We start from the raw sequence: 13986 nt of genomic DNA, 5'->3' as shown, positions 1-13986 counted from the left end.
TAATCGAACAACTGCCCTATCCTTTGAAATGCAGGAAGTCATGCTCGGAAAACAACGCTTGCAGTTGTGCGTAATTTTCATCGGGGTCTTGCAAATAGAGAGCAATCTCATCGAGCAGTTGCAGTTCTTCCCAGTCCAGGTCGTCCATCTCTTTTTGGCAAAGCGGAGGATAGTCCCAGTAGCCCAGCTCGTTTCCGAGAACGGCGTTTAAGTCGTAGCACAGGTTGTTGCGGATGTAGTGCATGCCCCACGATTTTTTCACCCCGAAAAGCTGTGGGTTGATTTCTTTGTCCCGAGCCATCAGCCATGCATCGCCCGCCATCAGGAACTCGTCGCCGCAAATGTCAACAAGCTCCCAATCGGGGTCGACCCGAATCCACCGTTTTTCGGCTTGTTCCCACACTTCGCAAATCCAGTGATCGATGTATTTTTGGCCGTTCTCGGACAAATAGCTGGCGAATCCGACGCGGCTGCGCACCGGGATGCCCCGGGAGCGCAGCATGGAAATGAGCAGTAACGAATGGAAGCGGCAAGAAATGAGCAGCCGCTCGCTTGGCAGGCGGTCGTAGGTGAGGCCGTCTGCGTTGCGTTCGACCAGCGCGTCGAGCATGTCTGCGACCGTGTAAAATTTCTCGTCTTCATTTCGCGTATAGTCGGTCAGCGCATGCCTCACTTTTTTTATCATCGTGGGATGGATCAATTGGCACTTGATTAATCGGCACAGCTCTGACAGGTCTTGGGGCAACTCGTAAAAGAGATAGCCGTATTCGCCGGGATCGGTGTTGGGAGTAAACGTCGTATAAAATTGCAGCAGTTCGGCTTTAGTCACTTTCGGAGTTCCTCCTTCTTTTGGCGTTTCTTTGCTTGATCCGTTCTCTTCCCTGGTTGCGGGCGTTGATCGTCTCCTCCTGCCCTTCGTCTGGCAGGTCGTGGTTGTCCGCTGTCAAATACGCGGCAAGCGCGTTGATGTTGGCGTGCTCAAACATGGCAAGAATCGGGATTTCCCTGGCAAACACGTCTTTCAGCCTGCTGTGAATCATTCCGATCTGCAGCGAATGAATGCCCAGCTCAAAAAAGTTGTCGAACACGCCCACATGGTCCATCTGCAAAACCTCCTGGAACAGAGCGACGATTCGCGCCTCCGCTTCATTGCGCGGGGCGACGTATGCCGTTCCGTTACCCGCGCCAGTCGGCTTTTGCTTCAACAGGGCTTGTACATCTACTTTTCCGTTGGCCGTCAGCGGCAGTTGCCCCACGACGATAAAATGATACGGTATCATGTAATCCGGCAAGGCTTTGGCCAGCCTTGTCCTGATCTCGCTGACAAAACGGTCCCGCTCTTGCGGTTCGTTTTCCGGCACGAGATACGCATACAACCGCTTGTCTGTATCGCCCGCCACCAGTACAACCGCATTTCGCACCGTCTCGATTTGCAGCAGCCGCGCTTCTATCTCTCCTAATTCAATTCTATATCCACCAATTTTTACCTGCTGATCCTTTCTGCCCAAAAATTCCATCTGCCCGTGGCGGTGCAGTACGCCGTAATCCCCAGTCCTGTAGATGTACCCGAGCTGCGGATGGTGGACAAAGGATCGCGCGGTCTTCTCATCGTCATGCAAATAGCCGTCCGCAACGCCGCGTCCTCCGATGTACAGCTCGCCCGGTACGGCAATCGGGCAAAGCTCTCTCTGCGAGTTGAGCACGTAAAACTGCTGGTTGGCTAATGGCTTCCCGTAAAAAATGCTTTTCCAATCAGCGCCTACCTCTTCAATCGGATAGTAAATCGACCAGATCGACGCCTCGGTAGCGCCGCCCAGGCTGATGACTTCAGCCGCAGGGAAGCGCTCGCGGATCGCATGCGGCAGCGTAAGCGGAATCCAGTCACCACTCAGCATGACCAGGCGAAGCTGCTCATCTTTCTGCTCGCCGCCCCGCTCGTTTTTTTCCGCGACCACGCGATCCATAATCGCCGGGACGGAGTTCCAGATCGTAATGTTTTTCGCTGTAATCGTCTCGGCAAGCTCGGTCATGTTCTTCTGGTCCTTGACCAGCACGAGCGTCGCCCCTGCGGCAAACGCGCCAAAAATGTCGTAGACGGACAAATCGAAGCAGAGCGACGATACGCCCAGCAGGCGATCCCGGGCGGTAACCTGAAACTTTTGATTGATATCCTGAATCGTATTGCATGCGGCTTCGTGCCGAATCATGACTCCTTTTGGATTGCCCGTGCTTCCCGAGGTGTAGATCACGTAGGCGAGTTGCTCCGGTTGCACCGCGACAGCCTCGCGCTTGTCCGCAGCATGTTCCAGCCCGTTTCGCTCGTAAAAGTCAGGCGCTATGACGAGCTTGCAGCGGCTGTGCCCGCGGATGTAGTCGACGCGCTCCGCCGGATAGTCGGGATCAATCGGCACGTAGGCAGCGCCGCTTTTTAAAATCGCTAACAAATAGACGAAGGTAGTTATTTCCCGTTTGGCAATGACGCCAATCAAGTCTCTCGGACCGACGCCGCAGTCCTGCAAGAAGCTGGCGACTTTATTGGCGCGCTCGTTCAGCGCCTGGTACGTGATCTGCTGCTCGCCATCCTCAATCGCGACGGCAAAAGGCGTTTGCGCCACCGTTTCCTCAAACAGCCCGTGCAGCGTTTTGCTCGGAATCTCCACGGCCGTATCGTTGTACGCATCAATCGCGGCTCGGTCACTGGCGGACACCGCTGGCAGCTCCAACTCGGCCTCGTCGTTCAAAATCGTATCAATCCGGGCCAGGTACTGGGCAAACATCGTGTCAATCACGACAGGGTCGAACAACTCGCTGATGTAGTCCCAGTTGATGACGATGTTCCCGTCGAGCAGCGCCACCTGATTGTCCAAATAAACTTGCGAAGTTTGCGTGATCCCTTTTGTATCGTTCTCCTGTTCCGATATGCGCTGCTCGTCGTCTGCCGCTTGCTGCTGGACAACATCTTCGTTTTCAAACAAGGCGCTCGTAAATACGATCGGCATCAACGCTTTGTTGCCCAGTTCCCGCTGCTTGCCGATTTCTCGCATCACATCAATCCCGTCAAAATGACGGTGCGCCAAAGCTTCCATCAGCGCTTGCTGTACGTTGCCCGCCTTCTGCCAAAACGTATCCGCCGGACCTAGCCGCACCTCGACCAGCACAACAGAGGTAAAGTCGCCGACGAGCTTTTCCACATCCGGGTGCAGCGGCAGCCGATTGAACAAGGTCAAGTTGAGACTAAAGGCGAGCTGATTGCTCCAGTTCGCCAGCACTTCCGCATACGCCGCGCACAACACGGCCGAAGGGGTCAAATTGCGCTTCTGGGCGGCCTTTTTCAAGGCAGGCCAGCTTTGTTTGGCGTATCGCTTCGACTTTCTTTGGAAGTACGGGTTTTGGACGCGGGACGGCTGCACCAGCAACGGAATTTCCGGGGACAGCGGAAAATCGGGCAGCTTCGCCAGCCAATATTCCTTGTCTTGCTCATACAGCTTGCTGTTTTTCAGCCGCTCATAGCCGATCATATAATCCCGGAAGGAAATCGCTAGATCGTCCAGCTCGTCCGTCTTGCCTGCGTAAAGCGCTTGCAGCTCTTTCCCTAAAATTTCCATGCTGTACGCATCCATTATGAGCAGATCGAAGCTGATGGCCAATAAACTTTTCTGCTCCGTCAAGCGAAACGCTTTGATTTCAAAAAGCGGCCATTGCTCCGGACGGAACGTCGCGTGGGACATCCGCTCCCGTTCGTTTGCGATGATCGCAGCCTGCTCATCCGCTTCGCATCCTTGCAAATCGCGAATTTCGATTGCGTACTCGGGGATCTCGGCCAAAATCTGCTGGCGGGCATCCGGCAAAAAAATCGTGCGCAGCGCGGGGTGCCTGCGAATCAACACATTCAAGCAATCGTTCAGGCGCGGGATATCGAGTGTAGTGACAACCTCCTGATACGAGTGCGTCGAGACTCCGCCCAGCTCGAAGCGGCTGCTTCTGCCCAAATAATAGGCCATTTGCACATTCGTTAACGGAAACGGTTCATGCAACCGGCTTGGCTCCGGTGTCAGCGCTGGCAAGTCCGCCTCGCGCTCTTCCTGGATCGCGGCGCGAATCCATCCCGCAATCGCCTCGATCGTTTGCAGTTCAATAAAGTCTTTAAACGGCATGGCGCATGAAAAATGGCGGTTGATTTCATACACGAGCTGCATCACCTGAATCGAGTTTCCGCCCAACTCAAAAAACTTGCCGCGAACGCTTATCGACTCGCGCCGCAATCCTTTGCGCCAAATGTCATACAGCTTCGCTTCCACCTCGTCGCCCGGGCCGACCAGCTCCTGGTGCGCTTCTGCCACCTCGGTTACGGCAGGCAGCGACTTCCGGTCGATTTTGCCGTTGATGGTGAGCGGAATTTGCGCAAGCCGCATGAAAAATGGCGGGATCATATATTCCGGCAGTTGTTTGCGCAAATAATCGCGCAGTTCCTGGTTCGGTACGGCATCTGCCGAAGTATAGTAAGCGACAAGCAAAGGTTCGCGCAAAGTGTCCTGCTGGACATGCACCACCGCTTTTTCGATGGCGGGATGGGCCTCGAGCTGGTTTTCGATTTCGCTTTGCTCGATCCGGTAGCCGCGTATTTTCACCTGAAAATCGGTTCGTCCCAAATATTCGAGCAAGCCTTCGCGCGTCCACCTCGCCATGTCTCCGGTCGCGTACATTTTTTCGCCAGGCCGAAACGGGTTGTCGATAAACTTCTCGCTTGTCAGCTCCGGTTTGTGCAAATACCCGCGGGCCAAGCCGTGCCCGCCGATATACAGCAGGCCAGGGACGCCGACAGGCTGCGGCACCAGCTCCTGATCGAGCACGTAGACCTGGGTATTTTTCAGTGGTCTGCCGATGGCGACAGGCTCGCTGTCTGTCACTTGCTGAAGCGTGGACCAAATGGTCGTTTCGGTCGGACCGTACAGGTTGTACACCCGTCCCGCCGGCAACAGTCGCACGGCTTCGTCTGCCAGCGCTTGCGGCAACGCTTCGCCGCCGATCAGCAAGTAGCGCAAGCGGCTCAACTGCCCGGCCAACTCCGGCTCCGCGAGCAACAGCTTCAAGCGCGACGGCGTCGTTTGCAGCACGGTAATTTCCTCGCGCCGGACCAGGCTTGCCAGCATGCGCACATCTCGCTGGCAGTCCTCATCGGCAATGACCACCTGCTGCCCCGCCAACAGCGGCAAGATGCTCTCCAGCCAGAAAATATCGAAAGAAATGGTCGTCAACGACAAAAACTTTTCTTTTTCGCCAAAAGACAGCACTTCCGTCATGCCGAAAAGGAAATTCAGCAAGGCGCGGTGCTCGATCAAAATTCCTTTGGGAAATCCGGTAGTGCCCGAGGTGTACATGCAGTACGCCACATCGGTGCTGCTGTTTTGCAAAGGCAGCCTTGCTTGAGGCTGCGCCGATATGCGCGAATCGCGCATGTCAACAACTTGCCGCTCGCCTGCTGCCTCTACGGTTGTATTGGTCAAAACGACCTGGACACGGCTGTCGTCCAGCATGTAGGCGATCCGGTTGGCTGGCAAGCCCGGATCGACAGGCAAGTACGCGGCGCCTGCTTTTCCGATCGCCAATAGTCCGGCGATCATGTCACACGAACGGGTGGCAATGAGGGCGACGACCTGGTCCGGTCCGACGCCATGCGACTTGAGCGCATGGGCGAGCTGGTTGGCCCGCGCATCCAGTTCGCGGTACGTCATGGTTTGCTGTTGGAACGTCACCGCAGGCTCGTCCGCGTGCTTGTCGGCGATCGCTGCAAAACGCTCATGCACCAGCAACTGCTGCGGATATTCCCCTGCCGTCTGATTGAACCCGGTGACGAGCAGCGCAAGCTCCGCGGCATCGAGCAAGGAAAGCTGGCTGATTTTTTGCTCTGGCTCTGCGAGGACGTCTTGCACGAGTTTTCGAAAATAGCGGATGAAGCGGGCGATTGTTTCTTTTGTAAACAGGTCGGTTGCGTACTCTACGGTAAAAAACAGCTCGCCTTCCCGCTCCTCGCCGTCCAGCGTCAAATCAAAGCGGGCGGTGTTTGTTGCAAACGGATACGGCTCCATTTCCAGCCCGGCAGACGGCATAGCCTTACCGCTCTTTTGACGGCTGACATTTTGAAACGCGAACATGACGTCAAACAGCGGATTACGCCCAAAGTCCCGGGGCAGCGCAAGCTCGCTGACAAGCTCCTCAAACGGATAGTCCTGGTGCTCCAAAGCGTGGGACATGTTCCGTTTGATCGCGTGCAACAGCTCGGCGAAGGTCATGTCCTTGCGCACGGTGCTTCGCAGCGGAAGCGTTTGGACGAACATGCCGATCACCTGTTGCAGATCGCTGTGATTCCGCCCCGAAGTCGGAATCCCGACGACGATTTCCTCCTGATGGCTCAGCTTTGCCAGCAAAACGTTCCACACCGCAAGCAAAACCATGTACAGCGTCGCTTCCTGGCTCGCGGCCATGCGCTTGATCGCGTCCGCTTCGCTTCGCGGGATAGAAAACAACTCCATGCTTCCACGGTACGTTTTGTAGGGCGGGCGGGCAAAGTCCGTCGGCAAATCCAGCAGCGGAATTTCGCCGGAAAACATCCCCGTCCAATATGCGCGATCAGCCTGATGGCCGGCAAGCGCTGTCTTTTCCTGCTGCCACTCTGCGTAATCTTTGTATTGCACAGACAACGAGGGCAGTCCCGTCGCCTGTCCATCCTGCTGGTACAAGGCCGTAAACTCGTCAATCAGAATCGCGTTCGATGTGCCGTCTGTGATGATGTGATGAATGTTGAAGACCAGGAGGTGGCTTTGCTCGCTTTCCTTGAAAATGCCTACGTTCCATACCGGAGCGACGGAAAGATCAAATGGCTGGATCCACGCTGCGATGTGCGCATCGTTGACTGGTTCGTCGACTTCCCGGTAGTCAGGCGTAAACGAAAACGGCTCGTGGATGACTTGCAAAAGCTCCCCGTCGATGCGCTGGAACGAGGTGCGCAAGCTTTCGTGCCTGCCAATCAGCGTGTTCAGGCAATGCTCCAATTTTTCGCGGGAAAGCGGTCCTTTCACACGCAGCGCAATCACATTGTTGTACTGCTTGTTCTCTTCCTCCATTTGGCTGAGAAAATAGAGCCGCTTTTGCCCGGAAGTCAACGGATATCCGGCTTTTTCTTTCGCCTTTGGAATTTGCGAGAAGTCCGTCCGGTCCGCCCCGCGGATAAAGCGGGCGATGTCGCCAATCGTCGGCTTGTTGAAAAAGGTCGGCAGCGGCAGCTTGACATCCAGCTTTTTATAAAGCAGCGCAATCATCGTGATCGCTTTCAGCGAGTCTCCGCCCAGCGCGAAGAAGTCCTCATCCGTGCCTTTCGCGGCGATTCCCAATACGCTCTGCCATACGTCCGCGATGATCTGCGCAAGCTCCGCTTCGGACAACGCGTCGCGGTTGATCGTGGCGGGTGCCAGCTCGGCCTGCGCCGCGACTGCCGCTTCTTTTTCCAGGATAAAATCTTCGCTGAGCTGATTGCTTTCTGCCATGAGCGCGGGAAGGTCAAGCACAGAGACGATGGCCCGGTGAAACTGGTTTTCCACCATATAGCGCAGCACTTCTACCCCTTGCTGCGGCGAGATGGCCTCTTCGGCGAATTGCCGCTCGTTGACTTGCCGATTCATGATCCGGTTTTTTTCCATCGCGGTGACGGACATTCCTACCTCGGCCCAGTCGTTCCAGTTGATCGAGGCTGTGTAGCCGCGCCGTTTTTGAATCCGATACGCGGCGAAAGCGTCCAAAAACTCATTTGCTGCGTTGTAGCCGACTTGCCCGAATTTGCGTCCGTAAATGTAGTTGCCGATGGAAGAAAACAGGATGAAGAAATCGAGTGTGCGCTCTGCAAACAGCGTATCCAGCACGATGGTTCCTTGCACTTTCGGCCGCAGGATCGGGTCGGTCATGTCTTTTGTCCTTCGTTGGATCACCCCTGCGTAGTCGGGAACTCCCGCCGTATGCAGGACGCCGGTAATCGGCCCAAACCGCGCCTCTGCTTCACGAATCACCTTTTGCATAGCGGAATAATCAGAAATATCCACGCTGTAAACGTCGATCATCGCCCCGGCTTGTTCCAGCGACAGGATCGTGCGAATTTTGCCAGACAGGGGATGATCGGGCTTGTCCATGAGCCATTGCTGCCACTCTGCTCGCGGCGGGAACGCAGAGCGTCCGACCAGGACGAGCCGCGCCTGATACTGCTTCGCCAAATATTTGGTCAAGGCGAAGCCCATGCCGCCCAATCCGCCGGTAATCAGGCAGACCAGCTTTTGTTTGAGCAGCGGCAGTTTTTCCGGCTGTTTCACGAAGACAGGCTCGCGAACCGCTTCGATCCACCTGCTTTTGCCACGGTACGCCACTTGCCTGTGCACAAAATCAAACTGAAATTCCCGGAGCAGACTCGCCGCCAACGCCGCATGACTATCCGCCTGCCTGTCTCCCTCGGGAAGCTGGATGTCGACCGTGCAAACTTTGCTGTTCGGATACTCGTAAGGAATGATTTTGCTTGCCCCGAGCACGACTCCTTTCAGCGGACAGATCGGCTCGTCCTGGGTAACGGCATACAGCCCGTTCGTCACAATTTGCAGCCGGACCGCTTTGTTGCCCGCTTTGCTTCCGATGTACCGGGCAATCTGCAGCAGGTTGTAAAAAAACTGTTGCTGGCTTGGTTCGACGACCGCAAGCTCCGGCTCGACCGGAGGCGTCACCGTCCACAGGTAGCAGATGCAATCCGGCACGGCCTGCAAATCGTCGAGCAAGCGGTCCAGCTCGTCTGGATGCTGCGGATTCAGCTTATAGCGGTCTGGCGCCACCTGTTGAAAGCACTCGGCCTGCTCGACTGCGATCGTTTTGCTGCCGCGCGCTTTCAACTCGCTCGCCAACGCTTCGCCCAAGCCCGCCTGATCGCTGAAAATGAGCCAGGTTGCCTCGCTGGAAACGGCTTTTTCCATATACGTCGGCAGCGCAGCGCTTTCCCAGGCGGGCACGTAAAACCATTCGCGGATGTCGTCCCTTCTGTGCGCCGCGCTGCTCTTCCGGAAGGGAGGGCGGCTTTCGAGCTGCCCGAAGTTGAACAGGCTCGGATCCACAGGAAATTCCTGCGCGTCGAAGGCGTAGGTCGGCAAGGAGACGCGATTCCGTTTTTCGTGCTCATAATAGGCAGTCCAGTCAACTTCCTGCCCGTGTAGCCAAAGCGTCCCCAATACTTCCAGGAGGGCGTAGGCATGAATACGCTCCAGGCAGAGCTGGTGACGATGCGCGGCGACTTGCTCCCCCGCCTTTGCCGGACCAAAAATCAGGCAAAGCTCGTCCGGGTGGGAAACAGGGCGATGGCTCGCTGCGGCGGCGAAGCTGTCGGGGCGCTGCTGATCCACGAGCGCGCGAATCGCATCGGCAAAAGCAAGGCGCCCTTCCAGGCACTCGACAACCAGGTTGCCCGTTCCGCATCCCCACAGGCTTTGCGGTTTTACGCCCCATTCCCGGAACCGGTTGGCGATGGCGTAGTAGAGGGCAAAGCGCAACGCTAGTCCGTGCTTTGGCTGGCAAAGCTGCTCGGCGATAGACACGGCCGCCTGTCCAGGCGTTTGCGCGTTCAACAGACGCAGCGCTTGCGCCATCACCTGCTGGACGGCCGGCTCTTCCCGGCACAGCTTGGCGATTTCGGTAAGCTCGCCCTCCTCCCAGCTTTGTTCGGCGAAGTCCGGGAACACAAAGGCGACGGACGGCTTTTCCTCGGCGAGCACAGCGTCGGAAAAGCGGAGCGGCTGGGCCAGCGTCCTGTTGCAAAGCGCGATTGCTCGATACGCAAAAGGCTTTCGTCCCACCTGCAGCGAATAGGCAACATCTTCAAGACGTGCATCTGGATGAGCATGCCAATATTCCTCAACATTTTGCTTATATCGCTCCAGGGCTTGCTCTGTTTTGGCCGAAAGCACAATCAGTTGCCATTCCCGCCCGGCGCTTGCTTCCCGCGCGGCTGGCGCTTCTTCGATAATCACATGGGCGTTCGTGCCCCCGATCCCAAACGCGCTGATTCCGGCGCGCAGCGGCCCGCGCGTTTTTTCCCAGTCCGTCAGCTTGTCGTTGATGTAAAAGCCTTTTCCGATCACATCCAGATGCGGATTCGGACTTTGAAAATGCAGCGACGGCGGAAGCTGGCGATGCTGGATAGCCAGCACCGCCTTGATGAAGGAAGCGATTCCCGCCGCGCTGTCCAAATGCCCGATGTTCGTCTTGACCGAGCCAAGCGCGCACGCGTGCTTCTGCGCAGGCTGATAGGCCAGCTCCAGCGCCTCCAGCTCAATCGGGTCGCCAAGCGGTGTCCCCGTCCCATGGCACTCGATGTAAGCGACGCTCTCTGGCGCTACCTCCGCTACTTTGAGCGCCGTGCGGATCACTTCCGCCTGTCCGAGCGTGCTCGGGGCGGTAAAACCGCTTTTTTGCATCCCGTCGTTGTTGACAGCGGAACCTCTGATAACGGCGTAAATCTGGTCCCGATCGTCAATGGCGTCCTGCAGCCGCTTCAAGACGACGACGCCTGCCCCATCTCCGCCGACGATGCCTTGTCCGTTCGCGTCAAACGCCTTGCATTTGCCGTCTGGCGACAAAATCATTCCTTCCTGATAGACATACCCGCTTTTCCCCGGCAGCGTGACGGTAACCCCGCCGGCCAATGCCAGGTCGCACTCGCCGTTCAAAAGCGACTGGGCCGCCATGTGCACAGCGACAAGCGAAGTCGAGCAAGCGGTGTAGATCGTCAGGGCAGGGCCTTTCAAGTTCAATTTATGCGCGATGCGCAAACTCAAATAGTCTTTGTCCACAAGCTGCGTGGCCGCCCAGTGGCCAATGGCCTCGCTTTTGCCCGACAGGCCCGTCAGCGCTTCCCACATATGGTTCGGGGACGCGCCTGCGAACAGGCCGATCAGCTTTTGCTCTACCTGTGCGGCATAGCCCGCATCCTCCAATGCTTCCCAGATGCACTCGTGAAACACTTTCATTTGCGGGTCCATCAGCTCGGCTTCCAGTGGCGTATAATCAAAAAAACGGGCATCGAAGCGGCTCCCGCTCTCCAGATACCCTTTTGCCTTGACGTATTCGGCGCTTTTGACTGCCTGCGGGTCTACCCCCGCCTCGATGAGCTCGGCTTCGGAAAAAGTCTGGATGGAGTGCACGCCGTTTTTCAAGTTCTCCCAGTACACCGCGATTGTGCCTGCCCCCGGAAACCTGCCCGCCAGGCCGATGACGGCAACTTCCAACCCATTGTATTCGTGTCCCATATCATCCCTACTTTTTTAACAGACGTAATTTTTGCATTCGGGCTTTTTTCCCCGCTTCGATCGAGTCGAGCCGGGCGTCGGTTTGCAGCTTCCGGGCTGTCCCCTCTGCTTCCAGCACGCCTGCCAGCATGCTGATCGTCGGATACGTAAACAGCGTCACCACCGTCACCTCTCGCTCCAGCCGCTCTGTCAGCTCCTTGCTGATCTTGAGCACGTCGAACGAAGTCCCGCCCAAATCAAAAATGGTGGAGTGAATGCCGAGCGAATCGGTCTTGAGCACCTTGTGCCACACTTCGGCGATCTGTTTTTCCAGCTCGCTGCCCGGTTGCACCGCGTCGCGCTTGCCGCTCTGCTTGAACTCCATCTGAAGCAATTGGCTGTCGTCCACTTTGCCGTTGATCGTCAACGGTATGTTTTCCAGCAAAAAGAGAAAGGACGGAATCATGTAGTCGGCGACGCGCGTTTGCATGTATTGCCTGATTTCCACCGGATCGAACCGTTCTGTCTGTCCTTCCTTCATCACCACGTAGGCGCAAATGACTTTGCTGTTTTCCTCGATTTCCCGCGCCATAACGACGGCCTCCTGAATGCCCGGCATCGTCAGCAGGTGGGCGCGCACTTCATCCAGCTCAATGCGATACCCGCGAATTTTCACCTGCTTGTCGCGGCGCCCGATGTACTCCACTTCTCCGTCGGGCAAGTACCTGCCCAAGTCGCCGGAGCGGTAAAGCCGCTGCATCCGGCCGCCAATCTGGCAGAGCTGAAACCGCTCTTTTGTCAATTCGGGTTTGTTCAAATAGCCACGCGCGACTCCTTCGCCGCCGATGCAAATTTCCCCGACGACACCGATGGGCACGACGTCCCCTTGCCTGTTCAAAATGTGCAAGTGAACGGTGGAAAAAGGAACGCCGATCCGCTTGTCATTCGAGCGAATCTGCTCCGCGGTTATTTCCTTGTACGTCGTATGGACCGTCGTCTCTGTGATGCCGTACATGTTGATGAGCTTCGTATCGGGATATTTGTCGTGCCACGCCGCAAGCTTGGCAGGCAAGAGCGGCTCTCCGCCAAAAATGACGTAGCGCAAGCAAAGGGCTGAATCAGGCTGTTTTCGTTCTTCTTCGATAAACTGGTAAAAAGAGGAAGGTGTCTGGTTCCAGACCGTCACCTGCTCGGCTCGCAACCGCTGCACCAGTTGCCGATAATCCCGCTTCAGCAAGTTCGGCAGCACCACAAGCTTGCCTCCGTGCAGTAAAGCTCCGAATATTTCCCAAACGGAAAAATCGAAGCCGAACGAGTGAAACAGCACCCACGTGTCGTCGCAAGTAAAAGCAAAGCGGTTGTTCTCGTGAAAAAACAGCCGAACTACATTTTTGTGTTCGATCATAACGCCTTTAGGGTTGCCTGTCGTTCCCGACGTGTAAATAATGTAAGCCAACTGGTTCGGCTGATGGATCGGCTCCAGATTGGCGGTCGAATAATCATGCAGCCGTTCGTCGTCGACGTAGATCACGTGACCAAAGCTGTCGACCCCGGTTTGCGATTTTAGCGTCACCAGATAGGCCGCCTGGCTGTCTATTTGCATATACGCCACTCTGTGCGCAGGAAGATCCGGGTCGATCGGCAAATACGCGCCGCCCGCCTTCAAGACGGCGACAATCGCCACGATCATGTCCACGGAAGGCGGCAGCAGCACGGCGACAATCGTTTCGGCGGTCACTCCCCGCTCGCGTAAACAATGCGCCAGTCGATTCGCTTTTTGATTGAGCTGTTCATACGACAGCCGTTCTTGTTCATACACGACAGCGGCGTGCTGCGGATGAGCTTGCACCGCTTGCTCAAAAAGCGAGGAAATCGTCGCCGCTTCCGGAAACCGCGCCGCCGTCTGATTGATCCGCGCGAGAAGCTCCTGCTCCTGCGCGGTGAGGATCGAAAGCTCGCAGAGCGGCACGCGCGGATTGTCGAGGGAATGTTCCAACAACAGCGCAAACTGCTCCACCAGTCTTGCGATCTGCGCTTGTTCGCAGAGCGAAGCATGGTAGTGGACACGAAGGCTCAGCGCCTCGTGCTGCCTGTCAAAAGCGAAAATGAGCCGGGACGAAGCTCGCTCCAGGTACGACAGCTCCTGAATGTTCGCCAACATGACGGAGACATCCAAAAAATCCGCTGGCTGCTGCGCATTTTTCAAGATCAGCTCAATCGGGTAGTTTTGATGCGCGATCGCCTCGGAAACGGTTTGCCTGACGCTCGTCATCACGTCAAGCAGCCGCATTTCGTTCGTGAGCGGAATCCGGATCGGCAGCACGGTATTGATAAACTCTTCCTCCGCTTGCTGGCGGTAGATGCTCGTGCCGAGCACGATATCCGTCTGTCCCGTATGCTTCATCAGCAACACCGCCGTATAGGCCAAAAGCAACACGTGCAATCTGGCGTCGGAGCGGTTGCTGATTTGCACCAGCCGACTGGCGCAATCCGTCGGGAGGAAACATTCAACCGTCTCCATGCCTAGCGCGCCCGCTGCCCGCTCGCGCCCGCCGTCAAAAAAACGGCTTTTCTCTGCTGCGCCCGCGAGCTTGTTTTGCCAATACTCGTATTCTTGTTTAAACACGTCATTCAAATACGACACGTTCGTATAGAAATGACCTCCCATGCGCTACCACCCCTA

The 13986-nt window shown here is 56.5% G+C and carries 3 protein-coding genes; all 3 read right to left on the bottom strand.

The genetic code is table 11. The features are described 5' to 3' along the window. Positions 1–16: 16 nt before the first annotated feature. The 3 genes from M655_RS13680 to M655_RS13670 are packed head-to-tail and all read right to left on the bottom strand — an operon-like array spanning position 17 to position 13971. Entirely contained in the window at positions 17–829 is an 813-nt protein-coding gene (locus tag M655_RS13680) for a transglutaminase family protein (protein WP_026557211.1), read from the bottom strand. Further along, the gene (locus M655_RS13675) at positions 822–11324 is read right to left on the bottom strand and encodes a hybrid non-ribosomal peptide synthetase/type I polyketide synthase (RefSeq protein WP_035422710.1); all 10503 of its coding nucleotides are present in this window, start codon (positions 11322–11324) and stop codon (positions 822–824) included. Before M655_RS13675 ends, M655_RS13680 begins: the two co-directional genes overlap by 8 nt. 7 nt (positions 11325–11331) lie before the next feature. Then, complete coding sequence (locus M655_RS13670; protein WP_051353881.1) at positions 11332–13971, bottom strand: non-ribosomal peptide synthetase; 2640 nt, start codon at positions 13969–13971, stop codon at positions 11332–11334. Positions 13972–13986 lie beyond the last annotated feature (15 nt).

This window comes from Brevibacillus sp. NSP2.1 (genome assembly GCF_000470975.2).
GTDB classification, from domain to species: Bacteria; Bacillota; Bacilli; order Brevibacillales; family Brevibacillaceae; genus Brevibacillus; species Brevibacillus agri.
Note: the sequence above shows the minus strand (reverse complement) of the source record. Positions and strands in the feature narration are given on the sequence as shown.

Bases quoted from the DNA above. Each gene is read 5' to 3' on its own strand.
- M655_RS13675 (WP_035422710.1), bottom strand. From the start codon at position 11,324: ATGGGACACGAATACAATGGGTTGGAAGTTGCCGTCATCGGCCTGGCG.
- M655_RS13670 (WP_051353881.1), bottom strand. From the start codon at position 13,971: ATGGGAGGTCATTTCTATACGAACGTGTCGTATTTGAATGACGTGTTT.